Source organism: Paraburkholderia sediminicola (assembly GCF_046026895.1).
Lineage (GTDB): Bacteria > Pseudomonadota > Gammaproteobacteria > Burkholderiales > Burkholderiaceae > Paraburkholderia > Paraburkholderia sediminicola_C.
In genome coordinates this window covers 1-19,137 of the sequence record NZ_JAQQEU010000107.1, presented here as the reverse complement: position 1 = coordinate 19,137, position 19,137 = coordinate 1, and the positions used below count along the sequence as shown (strand labels likewise).

Below are 19,137 nucleotides of genomic sequence, written 5' to 3'. Positions count from 1 at the left end.
GTGTCCGGCCTTTTGGTGCCCGGCATCGAGTTCAAAAACTAAGGAACCTCATGCCCGACAAAAAGAAAAAGACTACGTCCCAGGCCGCCACGCTGCCGGTGTCCAAGAACAAAGGCGTAACCCGAGAAACAGATACCACTCTTAGCTGGGTCGAGCGAGACTATCCGCAGCTCGCCGCATGGCGAGTCTTGGCGGTGGAGTGGCTCAAAGGCGAAACACGCGGTGTCGCTTCGAAGCTCAAAGCATTGGCTGCCTTCTTTGAGCGCTACCTTGTCCAGCAGGTGCTGCCACTCGACCCGGCAGTTTTCCTCGCGCGCACCGCTGTCCTGCCCGACTTTTATCGAACGGCCTGCCCTGACTCGGAACAGGGCATCAAGTACAGCAACGCCATCAACGCATTCCTGCACTTCGTGCTGCTGCGCGAGTTCAGCGCCTTCGACGATGACGGCCAACCGATGGTCGCTCCGGCCTTTCACAACCCGGTGCCCAGGATGTCCAAGAGCGGTCTGCCCCAGCGCGACGAAAGCGTGCATTCGCCGCTGCCTTACGGCTACATCGACGAACTGAGGCAGATGCTCGCGGCCGGCCCGCACTTCCGCGACTGGCATTGGGCGCAGAGTGCACTCGGTGCTGAAATCAGTAAAGGCTGGCGCGTCGCGCCCGGCTGGTTCGAAGTGGCCGAGGATCAGATTGACCGGAACGACCCGGACTGTGTGTGGCGGGTCCGGAAGGTGACCCACAATCATCGCGGTGGGCAGGTGCTGGAGATGTGGAGCCCAGTGCGCTGGGTGGCCCTGCTCGTGAAACTCATTCTGCCGCTGCGCACCTTCCAGGTCCGCATGCTCGACTCGGGCGAAGCAGATACCTGGCGCTACTTGGCGGGGAACTGGACGCTAAATTCGAGCCGGCTCGCGCAGGGCAGTGAACGGAGACCGCTGCAACAGGGAGTGTTCCGCCGTAGCGACCCGCTCGCCAATGGCGAGGACGACTCGACCGTCCTCCACATCAACACCAACAAAACCGCCGACATCGCTAGGTCCGGTCCCGAGAAGGGCTACTTATTGCCGTGGTCTTTTGGCGGGCCTGTGCATCAGGACGTCTTCTATTGGCTGGCGAAACTGTGTAACTGGCAGGAGAAGTACAACCCCGTCTCGCGGCGCACGACTTGGGCAGAACTGGATGGTCGACACATCAACGCGAAGAGCGAGGTACAACTAGCCAGCTACCCGGACACCTGCTTCCTGTTCAGGACCCGAGAGGCCGCTGAGGGCGAGCACCATCTGCCTATCCGAGACAGGGGCCTGAATCGCTGCTGGTTCCGCCTGCTGGAAGCACTGGAGGTACGGCTGGCTGACCGGGGCGAAATGCATCGCAACGGTACGCCAATTCGTTTTCTTCCGCCGTCGGAAGAACAGAACAAGGGACGGACAACTCTCTTTCCCCTGCACAGCCTGCGTGTTTCCCTTATCACCGCGCTGGCCCTAGAGGGGCAGGTACCATTTCCGGTGCTTCAAAAGCTCGTCGGACACGGCCGCCTGTTGATGACTCTTTACTACACGAAACCCGGCGCGACCCACATCCGCGACGCGCTCCGTGACGCAGCGGAGCGACTGGAGGCAAACAAGGAGGCTAGCATTCAAAACTTCCTGCTCGACACCGAGCACGACGAACTCCTGCAAAAGGCGATCTGCAACAGCGTGCCTAGCCTCGCCGCCGCGATCCCGCAGCATCCGGCCGCGCGCAACGCGGTGGGCTGGATGCCGATGCACCACGGCCTGTGTCTCGTCGGCGGCAACACCAGTGAGGTAGAGGACAACGGCTCGGTGGGCGGCTGCTACGACGGTGGGCCGATGATTGCCAAGGGCTCTTCGTCAGCGAATCCCAAGTACGGGCCCGTGCCGGGCGGCAGCCGGAACTGCGTGCGCTGTCGCTGGTTCGTGACGGAGCCGTATTATCTGCCGGCACTGGCCGCCCACTTCAACACGCTCGCCTATCACTTCGATGAGGCGCGAAACGACTGTCTCACTCGTGAAAACGAGCTGCGGGACCTGAAGCAACAGAGAGCCGATGCGGAAGACGCGGGCCAACCGTTCGCTCGGATGGAAGCCTACCGGCAGGCCGAGCGGGTGTGGGAGAGCACGATGAAGCGCTTCAGCGACCTCGCCGAAGACCTCGTAGCCTGCTGGCGTCTCCTCGAACGCTGCAAGGTGGCACTCGATGCGCTGCAGGGCGACGGTACCCAGTTGGTGGCCGCCGGCACGATGGGCGACGTGCATGTCGCCTTCGAGGAAACGGAGTCGGAATTGCTCCAGCTCGCGGGCGTGTGCGAAAACGTCGAGGTTTACCCCGACCTCGAACCCGGCAAGGCTGTATTCCGCCGCAGTCAGTTGCTCGACGCGGCGCTCTACCGCGACGTCCGGCCGCCAGTGTTCATGCTGCTGAGCGAAGACGAGCAGCTTCGTATCGGCAACGCCTTCATGCGTCGCCTTGCCCAGCAGATGAACCCGGCGAATCACGGGTTGGGCAAACGGGAAGTGATTCGCCTGATGGATGCAGGCTTGAAACTCAGCCAGTACTTCGACATTGACCTCGCCTTGCTGCTACCCACGACAAATCGCGTCCAAGCGTTCCCCGTTCGTCACCAGGCCCTCACGGGAGATGAAGCATGAATGGCACAACGGACATCCACCCCGAGGCGGTCTTGGAGTCGCTGCTCGCGAAGGGCGGGCGCTCGAACAGGCGCGCGAACTTGGCGAATATGCACGAGGTTTGCCGCAAGCAGTACGAAGCCGGCTCGCGCGACTTCTCCCTGCCCGCGATCGGTCGCCAGGCCGAAGCCGAAAGCATCATGAAGGGCCGCGCGCTCTACAACGCACAGTCCGCCGACTACCGGACGCTCATCGAAGCGTGGGCGGCCTATGCCGGGCCGCCTGCGCCCAAGCCGTCGAAGACGCTGGCGAGCCACGAATACTTGATGCGCATCGAGGACCCGGCCATCCGCTCCATCATGCAGGCCATCATCGCGGAGCGCGACAAGCTCAGAGCGCAACTTAACGTACTGAAGGCAAACTCGCAGGTGACTGTGGATCGCCGTCCACTTGGCGCAACCGTCGCAGGTGCGCCCGGCTTGCCGCCGGTTACCGTGCTCGCACCGGTCACCCAACTCACGCCGTCAGAGCGCGAAGCATTGCAAAAAGCCGTGTCGGCCGACTATCTCGAACGGTGCGGCTTGCGGGAAGGCAGTCACGGCGAAATTCTCAACGAGCGCGGCCGGACGTTGTTCGAGGTGGGATTCGCTCGTGCGATTCGGAGGATACTGGGCGATTGAACTTGTCGAAAGAAAGCTTCGCGCGGGGTATGCGCGGCTACCGAATAATAAGTTAGCCAGCGCCTATTCGGCTATGTATCTTAGCTGTCGGATTCGACAGGGAAGCATCGTCGCAAGCCGGCCCAGGAGCCGCCGGTCGAGGCGTCTATCCACTTTGCATGCCCGAGGTCTCGTCCGTCCCCGCGCAATGGCCGGTTTCCGGCGAGCAAATTGACAGCGGTATTGCCTCAAGGCGGCCAGCAGCCGCCGCTCGCCCGCCACTCGACGCAGACATTCGGACGGCTCGTCTAAATCGTCGATCGGCCTTTCGAAAGCTCCTCGATCCCGATTGTTGGCGAGATTGGAGCTGATGTTTTACTCGGAATCGCTGTGTTCTGCAGTCGTGCGCTTTATCGCAGGTCGACTACCAGTCCATGTTCGCAGCTCGTTCTTGTTCGTCTAACCGACGCCTGACGAATTTGATCATCGCGTCAACCGACTCCATAGCGGCGGAATATGTCCCGTCGCTCGCGAAAGTAAGCACAGTGGGCAAGTCACTTTCCAAGCACTCTCGCGCTGGCGCACGGGGACCAGACCACAGGTATGCCACGAACGATTCTAGCTCTTGCAAGGCGCTCTTCTCGTCGAACGCCGGAGTCCCAGTCAGAGCATAGCGATGCTTCGGGCTTCTGGTAAGCAGAACCGGCACGGCGCCCGCCCCCGAATGAAAACTGAAGGCCTCGCCACTCTTCCCAAATGCACCGTGCGCCATAAAGTTCCGGATCTGAGTTCGAAGTGCGATGAGACTGTCGTAGTGCCGTTTGGCCTTGACATTGGAAATGTCCAGCGCGGCTTTATATTTTGCTTTCCAGTCTGCCTCTGCCAGATTTGCTACCTCATCCCCCGTTTGAATCGTTCCCTGAAGGATGGCGAGGTGAATAAAAACGTGCTCCGTCCAACTGAAGAATGCTTCAATGGCTGCCTGCGCGCTCCACTCCGCTTCTTCCAAGAGCCGAATGGCCGGAAACATGTGCGAAAGCCGCAATTTATGGTCGCTTACTATGTCTTCGGGTGCGACCGTTTCCTCTTTCCTGCTTGACGCCTGCGCAGTCAAGGCGTCGAACTGTTTGCAAAAGAAACGATAGCGCTCAAAGAGCACAGCACTTCGATTCACAACGTTGATATTTCGGCCCTTTGCTGCAGTGTTCGCGCGCCACTCAAAGTACGGTGCTGCCACATCTACAGCCCGACGAATTCGCCGAACTATTTCGCGAGCGTCGGCTTCCTCAGCTTCGGTCGGCCGCGAACTACGAGCCGCCGATGGATCTGGGTTCGGCGCAAAAACGCCAACGCCCATTTTTCGATGTTCAACGCCATACAACTTCCCTCCGAGTCGAACCGGCAGCGCCCAGGCTGTTTTTTCCCACTGCCCAAGATGTGGATACTTTAAAAGGCCGATCAAGAGAAAATGCACCAAGTAGTGCGGTGGCAAATCACGGCTTGCCTTTGTCCAAGACGACAAAAGGAAGCCCTTGGACTCGTCCGCAGACGCCGGCGGCCCAGCCGGTACAAGGTCCCCCATAACCGACAATACCGATTTGCGCACTTCCTCTATTTCCGCTAGGGCAGCGTCATCGTTCTTCGTCATGGCGTCATCCCTTCTTCGCGTTGGCTGACGAGTGCCGCCAGTCGGCGGCGTTTGAGTCTAAACTTACCTGTCGCAGCAGCGCTTGCGATCGGATAACCGCAAGATGGACACGATACAGCGCGTTCCGAAGCGGACGATTGCATTTTGCGCAGCTGATAGGTGCCAACCGATTCCCCGATAGTATTTTTTGTGGGCCTCGCTTGCCTCGTGAGGATCGCGCCCGCCCGCTCAGCGGCTACGGCGTTACCGTACGTGTAAAAATATCGCAGCCAGCGTGTTTGCGGCAAGAGATAGCGAAATGGCTTCCTTATATCAAAATCGCTCGAAATATACGCTAAAATGTCGCCCCGGGGAGCGGGCTTTTCCTCGCGGTTCGTTCTGCGGGCGGCTCTAATAAGTAACAGCGAAGTCTGCTGTTGCCACAGAAATGTGGCTGACCCTCTCGAGGGTGGTTTTCGTTTTCAGTATCTCTCGCTCCCCACCCGCTACCAACACGAAAAGCGAGATCGCTGCAATGACCGCCGACCGCATCTGGTTTACCTTCAAAGCACGCATCCGTGCACAAATTCGCCTTTCAAAAAACGACTTCCACAGCCAGGCACTTTTGGTTTGGTATGCATTCTGTGGCGCGGCGCTCGCGGTTTTGGTGATCCGATACGGAACGATTTTAGGTGGAAATACGGACCTCCTGGCAGCCGTGTTTTCGGTGGCAATCTTAGTCGTATCTCTGATGGTAACTGGGCGCGACTTCAGAGGTCGATCAATAGAAATGCAGCGCAACTACCTTGCGTTGCAGTCGCTTTATCGTCGAGCCATCCAAACGCCGACCGCTCTGACAGACGCAGAAATCGAAGAGGAATACGACAGGCTTCTCGAGTCGGGCGAAAACCACGGCACCCTTGACGACATCTGCGCTCGCGTCTTCCACACAGGTGAACTGACCTCGCGCGCCCCCACCAAGTTCGAGTCAGCACGCGCATACGCTTACGTCGTGGTCCGCACGGCGACGACGTTTTTTCTCTACACGCTGCCCGTGGCGGTTGGTTTGTACGCTTTCTATACGAAGCACTAACAACGAATGACGGCCGCAAAGCAATTTAAGAATACGTTTAGTGCCCCCAGTCTGACGAAGATCTTTGTTGACAAGATTCAAGACTCGACAGCAATCGGAATCGACCGAACAACACCGAGTTCGTTCCTCGAAAATCTCAGTTCGGAATTGAATCTCATTCGAGCGAAGGTGATTTCCGGCGCGTACAAGTTCACTGCATACAAAGAGAAGTTAGCATCGAAAGGCGCCGATAGTCTGCCTCGTGTTCTGTCCATTCCGACTGTGCGTGACCGAGTAACGCTTCGTGCGCTCGCCGAACTCCTCGCCCACGTGTTCCCTGAGGCTGTATCCGAAATACCTCAGAGCAAGATCGACCGCATCTCGGTCAAACTGAAGTCCGGCGAGTACGCCGAGTTCGTCAAGATTGACCTACACAAATTCTACCCGAGCGTCTCGCACGCGCACTTGAGAAAGGCGTTACGCACGAGAGTTCGCAAGCCCGAGATACTCTCCCTGATCGAAAAAGCAATCACAACTGCGACCATCCCCGAAAAGAAAGGGAGCGCCGGAGCGAAGCCGAATACGCGAGGCGTTCCCCAAGGGTTAGCCATATCGAACATCCTTGCAGAGATTTTGCTACTCGAATTTGATAAGAAGATGGCCGCCATGCCAGGCGTCTTCTACGAGCGTTACATCGATGACGTTCTGATTCTTTGCAGAGCCGGTCGGTCGGTAACTGTGCTCCAGCAGGTATGCGACGATTTCAAAAAGATTGGACTGCAACCTCACCCTCCAGGGGTTGACGGATCCAAAACAAAAATCGGAGCCCTCAGTGACGAATTCGACTTCCTTGGCTACCGGTGCAAAGATCTACGCTTGAGCGTCCGGCGGCAGAGTGTCCACAAGTTCGAATCATCTTTGGCAGCTATCTGCACGGGATATCGACATCGACTGTTTCAGGTGTCGTCACCCAAGGACGCGAAGAATGCGGCTGACGTGTGTGAGTGGCGGCTGAACCTCAGAATAACGGGGTGCATCTTCGAGAACCGACGACTCGGTTGGGTGTTTTACTTCTCTCAGATCACCGACACTTCCGCGTTGCGAGCGGTCGACAATACGGTGCAGCATCTCCTGCAGCGCTTCTCACTCGCCTCTAAAATCACGGTCAAGCGAGTGCTCAAGGCATTTTACGAAAGCCAGCGCTCGAATAAGACAGACCACCGATACATTCCCAACTTCGATTCGATGTCGATTTCCGAGAAACGGCACCTGCTCGGCCTTCTCACGAATCGAGATGTCTCCGCACTTACCGACGACCGCGTCGAGACTCTGTTCAGGCAACGAATCAAGGACGCAGTACGCGAGCTCGAAAAGGATCTCGCCGCACTTTCTTAGGGCGGACGCTCTCACAGGGAGTCCTTGGACCATCCTTGACTCCGGCCGGCTAATGGGCGTCCGCTCCATTTGGCGAAGAGCCGCCGACGTTTCGGCACGTTGCAGTCCGCAATGGGTCGGAAGTACGCGCTGACGACTGTCGGCTTCCGGGCCGCGAGATTCCACTGGCCGCTTTCCGGCGATGAAATTGAAGAGCGGGCTGACGCAGCCCGACCCTTTCCGGACCATGAACCCGGCCTCAACTCTACGGTCGCTTTGATGTGTTCAACGGCCATCCACACATCCGAGTCGGCTGGCAAATCGGTGCCGGTGACTGATTTTCGCGGTTTCGGGAAAACCGATTGGATCTCGTTTTGCCTTTCTGCGTGCGTACCGCTCAAATCCGCATTGGTGAAGGTCTTTCCTGTGCAGATGCCGGCATTTTTTTGGGTATTCGGATTCTGCGCAATATGGCGCCGGTTCTTCTGTGCGTGCACCACAGAAAGTGCCACCAGAAGTCCTGCAAAGAGGCGTAAAACGCTGAGATATCGGCGCGCATTCGCGGCAGCAGTTGCTATTCTTCAGACGCGACGATCCACGTGTTTCCGGTCGGCCCTGCGGGTCGTCGGCAGCCATTCCGCGCACACGCGGAATGGTACTGTATGCCGCGTCCGGGCCTAACCTCGGCTCACGACGCGCACTGCGTCGACTGCAGTCGCGCATGCATTTGGCTCGCCATGAGCAGTTCGCTAACCGGCCTGTCCTCGACACCCGTGGCGTTCAAGTCACGTTCGCCGTCCGTCCGACCGCAAGCCTTGCCAACCACGATGGTCATTGAACGTTCCGACTTTGATGTCTATTCGCGCCTTTCGCCCCGATGCGCCAAAGCATCCGGTGAATCCGACAGCCGGAGGTGGAAAATGTGTTCATATCGTCCTGCACGTGATGTGCCCCGCGGATTAGCTGCATGCATGGTTGTCGTGGGTTTGGGATTGTCCGCAATATCCGACCCGGTACAGGCAGAGCTCGCATACATTACGACTTCGATCGGCCTCGCGATTGCCGACACCTCAACAAACACCGTTCTGACGACTCTATCCGCGATCAGTTCGCCTTACGGCGTTGCACTCAGTCCTGACGGTTCGCGAGCATACGTCGGTGCTTACCCCAACCTGATCTACGTCTTTGATACCGCATCTCGAACAGTTATTGCTCAACCTCAGGCGCCCTTGCCAGAACAGGTTGTTGTTTCTCCGGACGGAAAATGGGTCTATGCCTCTTCCGAAACCAGCCCTGACGTGAGCGTCATCGACACCTCGACGAACACGGTAACCAAGGTAGTGCCCACTGAACTGGAAGATGCCGCCAACATCGGTCTCACCCCTGACGGCAAGAAGTTGTTCGTCAGTGCCGCAAGTCCGGTTTACGGGTCGCTCGTTGTCATCGATACAACGACCTTTGCGGTCACCCAAATTCCATCATCCGCGTCGGGGTGTGTAAATATCGCCATGTCCCCGACCGCACCTCGGGCATATCTTGCGTGCGGCGGGGTGTTACTGATTCTGGATACATCGGCCAACACGTTGGTGGGAGCCATCCAGAACCTTCCAGATGTGCAGTACGGGGTAGTCTCCGCGGATGGCAAAACCTTGTATGAGGCAGCCCGGTACGCCCTCACGATCTACGTAATCGATTTGACTTCAAACTCTCTGCATACCCAAGTATCCTACAACGACGGGGCTCAAGCGCTAGGTCTTTCAGCGGATGGCAAAACGCTTTTTGTGACCAGTGAGAGCTCTCCGATTGTTGGCGAAATCGACACTACGACCCTGGCGTCCGTCGGATCCATCTCCCTTACCGCGGGAACCTTCTCGGTATCTATAGCGATCCCCGCTGGAGCACTACAATTTGCCTCCTTCGCACCGAAAGTCAAGCTCGCACCGAGGTCTAAGGCGTTCGCGTTCGACGCGACGTTCACGCTTGCGGCCACAGCGAGTGCGCTAACGCCGCAGACACAGTCGATGACGCTGACAGTCGGAGGCCTGACGCTGACAATTCCCGCTGGCTCACTGCAGCAAAAGGATTCACAAGGAAAAAGGTACTTTTTCGCGGGTACCATCAATAACACCAGGCTGACTGTTTTCCTGGAGGGAACGAACCTTGGGCCCTACAGGCTATCAGTCAAGGGTGAGGACTGTGACCTAAGCGGGACCGAAAATCCGTTGCCAATAGCGCTCACCATGGGAAACAACAACGGGACAGCCAACGTGAACCCGGACGTCAGGGAAGGGCGGCACGGCGGATCGCGATGACTCACGAAGGACTGAAGAGATTGTTGCGGCGGGCTGATCCTGACCGCCTTGACAAGCACTGTCGAACCTGAAGTCCCGTTTTTTGTCTCTCACTATCGGTCTCGCGTCCGACGAAGGAACGCCATGCGAGGCAGTTCCCGCATATGACCTCCATGCCAGAAGTACGACATTATCCAGGCGAGTACCAACACAACGAGTGCAGCGGATAGCTACGCCGAGATGCTCGCATACCACCGCGGAACAAAGCACTCGGGAGGATATGAACGCAGACGAACTGCGTACATTCGCCTTGAAAGTGCATGTCATTGATAAGGGCATTCCGACCACCGGCCTGCTAACACACCTGTTGGTCTCAAAGCATGGTCTTCGTCAGCGTAGCTATGCATGATAGTTTGGGGACCAACAACCTACAAAACAGGCAGCGAGCATTCCCCCATCAGATTTCAAAACGATTGTTTTGCGCGAGCGACTGTATTTTGCTCGCTCGCGCATATCGAAGCATAGATAGATACTAATGCTTTACGATTCTTTAATTGAGATACCTAAGGGCCGGCGTGTCGACCCCCCCACGAGTTGCCGGTTTGCAGACAAAGCTTGCGGACTTCGTTGCGTCCCCACCTTGATAGCTCGGCAAGTCTGGATAAACGCAAAGCGGTCGCTCCATGGAGACCTTTGGAGGGGTATCCGTCGTGTATTTGCTCGCAATGACTTGTGACGGAGCGTTCTGTTTTTCAACCCAGTCAACCATCTTCAAAAGAATATCGTGTGCGTCGTCAGGCGGCACGACGGGAGAATACGCCTGACCGAAGTCAGTCAAGCCAGGTCCGCTGGCTGCGCAGTGCCCCATGCCAGGTACAAGGAAGTATCTGAAGAAATCTTGAGTTGCAGCCAGATCGCCCCCTTGCTGTTGTACGACTCTCTCGTAGTAGTCGATCGCTCCAGGCATCGGCACCGCCGGGTCAGCCGTGCCCGTCCACATAATTAATTTTCCGCCGTTGGCTTTAAACTGCTTAAGGTTGGCGTCGTTCGCGTTCACCAAAGGAGCGATGGTCTGGTCGACAGTGTCCATGTCGTGATCGAAATCATATGTCGTGTAATTCCAGTTGGTTCCAAAGGTCCAATAAAAAGGATAAAACTGGTTCGCTGGCATGAACGTCGTATCACTTTGTAAGACGAATCCGAGCGGTCCGTTCTCGGTGCCAAATGGCTCTCCCGCGTGTATGCGTTCACCGGTTCGTGGATTGACAGGGCCAGCGTAGACCGCTTTGAGCCCAGTTATCTGCGCGTCCGTGAGGCAAGAATCACTGTCTCCATTCGTACATTTAGGCAACGTGTCTGGATCGAAACGGCATTGCCGCGGGTCCGTGAGGAAGTTATCGCCAGTTGCGCCACCATCCTTGCCTGCGCAGGATGCCACTACGTGACTCGTAATCATGTCGACTTTGCCTTGCGTAAGCTTCGCACCGGGTTTGTTTAACGCCGTGTATGTCCAAACAAACATAGAGTGCAGGTGCGTGCGGTTATTTGCCGGCGCGTCAGCGAGAATCCCGTTATAGTCATTTGGGTAGCGCTGGGCGATACTGAGCGCCTGTTGACCGCCCGTAGAGCAGCCTTGAAAGTATGAGGTCTTCGGCGAGCTTTTGTAATACGCGTTCACCAAAGCCTTCCCGGCTACAGTCATTTCATGGTTGGCGCGATAACCGAAGTCTGCCCAACGTTCCGGATGCCCTACCGTTGTGTTGATAGCGGGCGAAGTGCCAAGGTCGTTGTTTGCCGTAGCAAAACCCCGCTTCAAACCTTCGACGATGCCGCTGTCATAGCTAATCGACCCTGCGCCGCCACCATTGCCGGTGCCTAGAAAGCGCCCATTCCAGTTCGTTTGAGGCATCCAGACTTCAACATTGATATTTGAGTCGGCCGTAGGGTGCATTGCGGCAGTAACTCGACAAAATGCCGGTAAGCCTGTTTTTGTTTTTGTTTGCCCGGGGGGCGTATAACTGCCTGCGGCAACTGACTGAGCAGTTTGTATCGTGCCGTCGCCCAACGGAGTGCCGACAAGACTCTCGCACGGAACTTGCGCTGAGGTAACTGGCGCGGGAGCGTCGCTTGAACTTCCACCGCAGCCTGCGACAATCGCGGTTAGGGAAATGGGTACTATTGCTATCAAAAGACGCCGCCTGGTTTTCAACCCCTTCAATACGCAAGTCTTGCCGCTGTTGCTTGCCAGATTCATGACCGCCTCCATATTGCGTTATCTTTAATAAACCGAACGGACTTACTCTTCCCTTATAGGAAGGTGTAAAGAGCGCGAGCCGAGCCAGTGTCGATGCGTTGAATCGTCGGCCTTCTGAGTGCAGGGGCAACCCGCGCGTCAAGTCGGTCCGTCTTTCGCCGCGCCGAACGTCAATCCTCCGTAGTTCGCACTGGTGTATTTGATTGCGTTGTTCACTCGGAAAGCGTTATTGAAGTTATCGACGTCGCCTGGATGTGCTGCGATGTGTGTGAGAATCCTCTTTTTCATTCTGTCTCCCGTTTGTATATATTGCTGTTGGGCTCTCATTGAAACCGTGACCCTCGCTTGGAGGTGTTAGTTTTGTTTATCCTTTCCTATCGACGCTAGAACGTCAGTACGCCTAACCTAACCCAGCCGGCAAGGCATTTACTCTTTGAATCGATCCGCTTGTAGGTCAGCCGTCGGTTTCGGACGGCCGTTGAAACTCCGGCATCATCGGATGAAATCTGGTTCTGACGGTCGCCAACTGCAGCGCCGTCAGATCACATCAGTTATCGGTGAAGTCTTTTGCAGCGCGGTTGCCAAAGCGCAATGGATCGCCGTGGGCTGAGGTGAAGCCGTATAACTCCGGAGAGGCGGGCCCTTCCATCCAGGTCGACGGGCCGTCAGCCCAGAGCAGAATGCTGGCGCCGTATCGCGACGAAAACGAAACCTGGGTTCCCGGTTCCATGACCACAAAGTCACCGGCCTTCGCGTGCGACGTGACGTCACGTGCAACGAACGAGACATCGCCGGCGATAACGAAAGCGTCGACCAGCGCATGCAAGAGGTGCGGCGGCACCACCGTTCCCGGAAGTAGCATGATCTGAGTCACGCGGCGGCTATGCGGAGTTTGCGCATAGTCGTAGACGAGCCGGCGCATCAAGCCCGGCACACGCGTCGGGCTCGTCTGTACCTGTTCGAGCGTAATGCTCAGATCGGGCAGATGCTCGGGAAACTCGTTCTCGAAATCGGTGTGACGGTTCCCTGCATGGAGCGAGTGCGTCACATCCGGCCCGTAAGCAACCGGGCCTTCCATGCGACCGACCGTCAGCGTGGGTAAGTAAGCGATTGCATCGTGCGTGGAGCCGGCGAAGTTGATTCCGAGCTGCCCCATCCCCGTCGCGCCCTGGAAGTCCGTCAGCGCGCCGGACAAAAAGTAGCTGAACGCAGATCCAAGATGCTGGTGAACGCCTGTGCGCGCCATGGTATCGAAGGACATAAACCCAAACGAATGCCCCGTGCGGTCGTCCCGGCGTACGGTTTTCTGAGCAAGTCCGCCTTTTCCGACCCCTTGCCAAGGCTGATCAGAAACGTCAAATACGTAGACGCCTTTCTCACGGCTAACAAGCGCAGATGCGCTCGATTCAGTCAATACTCCCATCTCTTTCTCCATATAAATCAATCCGAAATCAGTGCTCATGCGTCGCATCAGCGCTATTTACTATCATTTGATACAATCTACGCGTGGTGTAGCGGGTCGTCAATGGCTGTTCTTTGATTTACGGGCATACCCTACAATGCTTCAACCGTTCTCTTGCTTCTTACCCATGCAATTCAAAGAACTGCCGGCGTACCGGCTTCGTCGTGTCGCCGAATCGGTGCTAGGTATGGCCGAAGAACTGTTTGATCGGCATCTGGAAGTGCGCGTCCTCGACTGGCGCGTATTGGCGAAGTTGGCAGACGCGCCTGGGAGCAATTCGACTGACATCGGGCGCGATATGCTGCTGACGCCCGTGCAAACGGGGCGCAGTCTCGTGAAGTTGCGCGAACTCAACCTCGTTGCGGCCGTGCCTGATCCGCAGGACGGGCGCGCGACCCGCTATACGCTCACGGACGAAGGGCGGATCGCCTTTGAAACCGGGATGCGAATCGTCCTTGAAGTTCAGACGTTTGCGTTGCGGGATCTGAGCGCGATCGAGCACGTCGCGCTCAGCGGATTGCTCGAACGGCTGGTCAGAAGTACCGCGTATTCGGCGGCGGACGTCGACCGCCTGTCGGATACGCTTTTCGGCCTGCAGCCTGACAGCGTCGATTGAACTCTGGACGCGATTCCGAGTCGAGAGATCTCGATGATTTACTGGCGGGCCCGTTGATAGGACTCAAAGGAAGCACCGGTCACGAGCGACAGTCCGCCGTCAATATCCAGGGTGGTACCGGTAATCATCCGAGCTGCGGGGCTACCCAGGAACAGAATAGCCTGGGCGACATCATCCGGGGAAAGCCAATCGCCCAGAGGAATCATCGACGCGACTTGCTGGCGTTCATCTTCTGAGATATGACGCTGTGTCATGGCAGTCCAGACGGGACCCGGACAGACCGCATTGACGCGGATGCCGACGCTAGCCAGTTCGAACGCGGCATGCCTTGTCAAGCCCAGAAGGCCGGCTTTCGCGGCCGTATAACTGACGCCTCCTGTGTATGAGACCCGCTTGGCAGCGAGGGACGCCACATTCACGACAGCCCGGCCGACGCCCGCTTTCAGGAGGGGCACCATCTGTTGGAGACAATAGAAGCTCCCGGAAAGATTGACCGCGAGCACGCGCTCCCAATCATCGGCCGTCGTCGCTTCGAAAAGCCCACGAGAAACGATGCCAGCGCTATTGACCAACAGGTCCACGCCGGTGATCGCTGCCATATCGATGGCGATTGCCCGCCGGATCGATTGCTGGTCGCCAATGTCAGTCTCAACCGGTATCAGCACCCAGTTGTTGCGCTCGAAATCCAAACGCATTGCCTCGAGCGCCACTGCGTCGCGGTCGAACGCGACAATTTGCGCGCCGAGCCTAGCCGCTGCCTGCGCTACCGCATAGCCAATTCCGCTTGCGGCGCCCGTTACGACGACAGTCTGCTTGTTGAATTCCATGCTTGTCTCCTGATGATTGATCTGAGGATTCGGCCTTAGCCGGCTAGGGATAGCCCCAGTACGTTCGATATTTCTATTCTCGCAAAACACGTATATATTATCAAGTGATAATAGTCTGCGTCGGCCCAGCCGAACGCATCATCGGAGACAAGCGTGAACGGAACTCTCGAATCCCCAGCCATCGCACAGGTTGATCGTGCAACCGACTCAAAAATTTTCTGGCGTCTGATCCCGATCATCCTTGCCAGCCTGATCGTGAATCAGCTCGACAAGGTCAACGTGGCTTTTGCGAAGTTGCAAATGGCCCCGGACATCGGTCTGTCCAACACTGCGTATGGACTTGGTGCAGGCATTTTCTTCATTGGTTACTGTCTGTTCGAAATTCCGAGCAACATGCTGCTACACCGAATCGGCGCGCGTGCCTGGATTACTCGAATCATGGTGAGTTGGGGCGTGCTGTCGGCATGCACGATGTTCGTCACCGGCCCGACGTCTTTTTACATCATCCGCTTTCTTCTGGGCGTTGCTGAGGCTGGCTTCGCGCCCGGTGTCATGCTCTACGTGAGCCAGTGGTTTCCCGCGAGGACCCGCGGCCGCGTGATTGCCATTTTCATGACCGCGTTGCCGATTTCCGGTGTTATCGGAAGTCCGTTGTCGGCGTTTCTCATGACGGCGGCGCCGGATTTCATTCCGTTGCGTGGCTGGCAGTGGATGTTCCTGTGCGAAGGCTTGCCGGCCGTTCTGTGTGGCATAGCGTTCTGGGTACTGGTTCCGAAGACCATCGACGATGCGAAATGGCTGAGCAGCACGGAGAAGCTGGCACTGAAAGCCGAGGTGGGCGGGGCATCAGACCAGCATTCGGGAAGCTTTAAGGCCGGGCTGTCCGACATCAGGGTATGGCTTCTTTGCGGCGTTTATTTTGCGTTTATCGCGGCACTGTATGGCGTCAGCTTCTGGCTTCCCACGCTGATCAAAGCGCTTGGCTTCGTTGGCGTGCGACAGATTGGCTTCATGACAGCGCTTCCCTACGCCGCTGCAGTGGTCTTGATGCTGGTGCTTGCATGGAGTTCGGATCGGACCGGAGAACGGCGTAGGCATCTGGCATTCGCGGCTGCGCTGGGTGCCGTTTGTCTTACGTTGAGCGTGCTACTTCGTGCCAACCCTTCTTATTCTTTTGCTGCACTGATCGTGGCAATGGCAGGCATCGTCTCCACTGTCCCGCTTTTCTGGAATTTGCCGACGGCGTTTCTCAAGGGCGCTACGGCCGCGACAGGGTTCGCGTTGATTACGTCGATTGGCAACTTGTCGGGATTCGTCGCGCCTTACCTTGTCGGCGTCGTCACTGATGCAACAGGTAGTACGGCCGCTGGCATGTATGCGTTGTCGGTCGTCGCGGTCATCGGTGTTGTGTTGATCTTTTTGGTCCCGAGCGCTCTGGTCGAGCGCTCGGCGGTAGCGTCCTCGAGGAGGGCATCATGATGGGCACGCAGGTACAAACAGACATGAAAAATCATCCCGAGACATCGCGCGTAGCGGTGGTCACAGGCGGCGCTGCGGGCATTGGCGCGGCAATTGTCGAACAACTCGCATCCGACGGATTCGTGGTTGGGGTAGCTGACATCAATGGGAGTGCTGCGGCGGATGTCGCCGCGAGAGTAACGGAGAATGGGGGACAAGCGTTTGCCCTTCAGATCGACGTCGGCGATGCGGGTTCGATCGAAACCGCTTTCGCCAAACTCGAGCAAACTTATGGTCGATGCGATGTGCTGGTCAACAACGCGGGCATCGCAGGCACGTTCCCGCTGATCGACTATCCGCTGGATCACTGGAAACGCGTGGTGGAGATCAATATCACCGGCCCGCTGCTGTGCAGTCAGGCGGCAGCACGCCTGATGCGCAAAGCCAACTGGGGGCGCATTGTGAATATCGCCTCGATCAGCGGAGTGCGTGCAAGCGTTGGACGCGCCGCCTATGGAACTTCCAAAGCCGCGCTCATCGGTTTCACTCGTCAGATGGCTGTTGAGCTTGCTGAACTCGGCATTACGGCCAACTGTGTCGCGCCCGGTCCGATCGACACGCCGCTGACACGCGATCACCATACTCCGGCCACTCGCGATGCCTACCACCGGACTGTGCCAATGAAGCGATATGGCCAGCCGTCGGAAATCGCCGCAACCGTCGGCTTTTTGTGTTCGGACGGAGCGTCGTACGTCAACGGGCAAATCATCGCCGTCGATGGTGGCTTTCTCGCCGCCGGCCTACTGGAAATCTGATCTACCGGGCCGCAATGCCGTGATAGTTGCCGAGAAGCGTTCAGCGCTTATCACCCGTGCATCGGCCTTGTCATAGCTCCGCCTGTTGTCCCATCACGACGCGCGAATCGTCGGGTAAAGCATCCATTCACCGCAGCGCAATAAGGAATCGCGATGTACACCCAATCTCTCGATATCCCTGGCAACGTCCAGCCGATCGGCGCGTCGGCCGATATGCACGCCTCTCCCGAGCAGCAGCGCTTTGACGCGGTCATGCAGGCCGACGGCAAGACTGCTGCGCCAATTCTGCCAGTGTGCGCTCGCCACGTACGGCAGCCAGTGCCACCTTCGCCTTGAACGCCGCTGAGGGCGTGCGCCGGGTTCTCTTCGTCATTGTCTGGTTTTCTTTCAAGGCATTATGCCTATCTCAGAACCCAGCGATTCCACCTAACCGACTGTCCAGATTTCCGGGGCCACGTCTCTGTCCCGGAGCGCGCGTCGCGATCTGACATGGCAAAGGCTCCAAAGTAAATCCGGATCGAGCTAACATGGCGGCGTCTGTCGGGCCGCGTGTCCGACCGTATAGGCTGAAAGAATAGGTTTCGGCCTACGATGTTTCAATCGGATCGGTGAGCATTTCAGCGCTTTCAGTATCACTTCCTTTGGTATCGTCTCCAGGCCGGCCGTTCGTTGGTCGAATGGCCGTTGACCGAGCGAAGCAGTCGCACGAATGTCCAAATGGCGGCAGCGGCGAATGACTCTTCCTGGCCGATTGGGTAAGGCCGCCAACGGCTGCTTATTGGCATTCCAGTTCGCAAAACCTGAATTCGGCGGAGTGACCGGTTTGGAGCGAGTTATCTGGCCGGAGTGGGTCGTCACGGGTCCGTCGTGTCGCCCGGGATCATACATTCGTTGGCGCGTGCGCCAGCACCAGCGGCTCTGGCAGGTCCGCCTGCATGGGCCTATGATGGCCGCATCGGCTACAGTGAGTGACTGCGCCCCATGAACCGTTTTTTAATCGTCGTTGGCCCCCTTTGCATTCTTGCACTCTAGGAATTGCGCTCCTTAAGGATACGACGCACCGCCGACATCACCAGCGCATAAGCGGGATATCGACGGAACGCTGGGCGAGCGAGAGCGCGCGCCTCGGTGCTAAATCGAACGCTATCACTTTGATGCGGTTTTGCGCCGCCCACCGAAACAGAAGAGCCGCCACTTGGCGGCTCTTATAAGCAAAGGTGACTCGCATTAGCGCTTGCGTCTGTCCACGGTGACGCGCGTAACGCGCTCACCAAAAATCCTGCGAACTACCTCCAAAGACTGCTTGTCGCGCTACCGCATCGCGCCGGAAACCGTTGCGGGCGTGCCATCCAGCATTAGCAGCGATCGAATTGATTTGCGTCGGAGTCGTTGATAGTGAGTTTGACCATCCCATCAAGGATCGCTCCATTCCGCGATGCGAAGCCTGTGCGGCATTCATCACCGGCCTTCCGCAGGTGAGCGAGAACCGTCCGCCCAACACCCCGACACTCGCTTGCCCCGGCACGAAACCGAAACGTGCCCACACGGCACCGCCATCGCTCAGGCCCATCATAAGGGTGACAGACTGCACCGCCAGTTGCCGGTAAAGCGCGACGGGTGACGCCAGTACCTAGGCTGCGTCCCGGGCACCTGCGGGCGCTTTCGAATTGCAAGCAGATGGTGACGTACGGTCCGCTCGGCGCCTCAACGTCGTAATGCGTCGGCCATAAAGATGCGATTCGGCACGAGCAAGGGGGCTGCCGACCCCGTGCAGATTGTCGGCAGTTGGCAATCTGAGCGAACCATTCTTCACGCAGCGTCGCTACTTGAATCGGTTAGCCTTGTGCGCGATCTGCTTCCGAACATCTGAGGGAATCTAGCGATTCTTCAGTCTGTCGCGAGAAAGGTCATAAATGAATCGGCGATGACACATAGCGCCTAACAATGCCACGCGTCAGAACCAGAGCATGCGAGGGACGACCGCTTCGCTTCCGTCAAGAGTCCTTCAGCCGTTCGGGATCGGATGGCCGAGAC

13 protein-coding genes and 1 pseudogene are annotated in these 19,137 nt (G+C 57.5%); 9 read left to right on the top strand and 5 right to left on the bottom strand.

Annotated elements, in window-relative coordinates:
• The first annotated feature begins 50 nt into the window (after window positions 1-50).
• Complete coding sequence (gmtZ, locus tag PQR02_RS36720) at window positions 51-2,669, top strand: gamma-mobile-trio integrase GmtZ (protein WP_408242774.1); 2,619 nt, start codon at window positions 51-53, stop codon at window positions 2,667-2,669.
• A complete protein-coding gene (gene gmtX, locus PQR02_RS36715; protein ID WP_408242773.1) occupies window positions 2,666-3,328 on the top strand; it encodes a gamma-mobile-trio protein GmtX in 663 nt (220 codons plus the stop codon). The genes gmtZ and gmtX overlap by 4 nt, the downstream gene beginning before the upstream one ends.
• Window positions 3,329-3,731: 403 nt before the next feature.
• Here gmtX and PQR02_RS36710 read toward each other — a convergent pair whose 3' ends face one another.
• The gene (locus PQR02_RS36710; protein WP_408242772.1) at window positions 3,732-4,955 is read right to left on the bottom strand and encodes a hypothetical protein; all 1,224 of its coding nucleotides are present in this window, start codon (window positions 4,953-4,955) and stop codon (window positions 3,732-3,734) included.
• Window positions 4,956-5,469: 514 nt separating this feature from the next.
• Here PQR02_RS36710 and PQR02_RS36705 point away from each other — a divergent pair.
• The gene (locus PQR02_RS36705; protein ID WP_408242771.1) at window positions 5,470-6,027 is read left to right on the top strand and encodes an SLATT domain-containing protein; all 558 of its coding nucleotides are present in this window, start codon (window positions 5,470-5,472) and stop codon (window positions 6,025-6,027) included.
• 6 nt (window positions 6,028-6,033) lie between these two features.
• The gene (locus PQR02_RS36700; protein ID WP_408242770.1) at window positions 6,034-7,401 is read left to right on the top strand and encodes a reverse transcriptase domain-containing protein; all 1,368 of its coding nucleotides are present in this window, start codon (window positions 6,034-6,036) and stop codon (window positions 7,399-7,401) included.
• Between the two features lie 11 nt (window positions 7,402-7,412).
• Here the strand turns inward: PQR02_RS36700 and PQR02_RS36695 are convergent, their stop codons facing one another.
• Window positions 7,413-7,892, bottom strand: coding sequence for a hypothetical protein (locus PQR02_RS36695; protein WP_408242769.1), 480 nt, complete (start codon window positions 7,890-7,892; stop codon window positions 7,413-7,415).
• A 225-nt stretch (window positions 7,893-8,117) separates the two neighbouring features.
• Here PQR02_RS36695 and PQR02_RS36690 point away from each other — a divergent pair, with 225 nt between their 5' ends.
• On the top strand, window positions 8,118-9,692 hold the full coding sequence (locus PQR02_RS36690) for a beta-propeller fold lactonase family protein (protein WP_408242768.1): 1,575 nt from the start codon (window positions 8,118-8,120) through the stop codon (window positions 9,690-9,692).
• 529 nt (window positions 9,693-10,221) lie between these two features.
• Here PQR02_RS36690 and PQR02_RS36685 read toward each other — a convergent pair.
• Together PQR02_RS36685 and PQR02_RS36680 are read right to left on the bottom strand one after the other, a co-directional pair.
• A complete protein-coding gene (locus tag PQR02_RS36685; protein WP_408242767.1) occupies window positions 10,222-11,925 on the bottom strand; it encodes a tannase/feruloyl esterase family alpha/beta hydrolase in 1,704 nt (567 codons plus the stop codon).
• A 547-nt stretch (window positions 11,926-12,472) separates the two neighbouring features.
• Window positions 12,473-13,387, bottom strand: a complete 915-nt coding sequence (locus PQR02_RS36680; RefSeq protein WP_408242766.1) for a cupin domain-containing protein — start codon at window positions 13,385-13,387, stop codon at window positions 12,473-12,475.
• On the opposite strand from PQR02_RS36680, the gene PQR02_RS36675 reads away from it, so the two are divergent.
• On the top strand, window positions 13,386-14,003 hold the full coding sequence (locus tag PQR02_RS36675) for a MarR family winged helix-turn-helix transcriptional regulator (RefSeq protein ID WP_408242765.1): 618 nt from the start codon (window positions 13,386-13,388) through the stop codon (window positions 14,001-14,003). The genes PQR02_RS36680 and PQR02_RS36675 overlap by 2 nt on opposite strands.
• 38 nt (window positions 14,004-14,041) lie before the next feature.
• Here PQR02_RS36675 and PQR02_RS36670 read toward each other — a convergent pair whose 3' ends face one another.
• Window positions 14,042-14,830 (bottom strand): SDR family NAD(P)-dependent oxidoreductase, encoded by a 789-nt coding sequence (locus tag PQR02_RS36670; RefSeq protein WP_408242764.1) that lies wholly within the window; start codon window positions 14,828-14,830, stop codon window positions 14,042-14,044.
• A 153-nt stretch (window positions 14,831-14,983) separates the two neighbouring features.
• On the opposite strand from PQR02_RS36670, the gene PQR02_RS36665 reads away from it, so the two are divergent.
• From PQR02_RS36665 to PQR02_RS36655, 3 genes and pseudogenes are all read left to right on the top strand, one after another.
• On the top strand, window positions 14,984-16,309 hold the full coding sequence (locus PQR02_RS36665; RefSeq protein WP_408242763.1) for an MFS transporter: 1,326 nt from the start codon (window positions 14,984-14,986) through the stop codon (window positions 16,307-16,309).
• Complete coding sequence (locus tag PQR02_RS36660) at window positions 16,306-17,103, top strand: SDR family NAD(P)-dependent oxidoreductase (protein ID WP_408242762.1); 798 nt, start codon at window positions 16,306-16,308, stop codon at window positions 17,101-17,103. The genes PQR02_RS36665 and PQR02_RS36660 overlap by 4 nt, the downstream gene beginning before the upstream one ends.
• Before the next feature lie 153 nt (window positions 17,104-17,256).
• Window positions 17,257-17,373: pseudogene (locus PQR02_RS36655) on the top strand (1,2-phenylacetyl-CoA epoxidase subunit PaaA); the annotation flags it as partial.
• Window positions 17,374-19,137 lie beyond the last annotated feature (1,764 nt).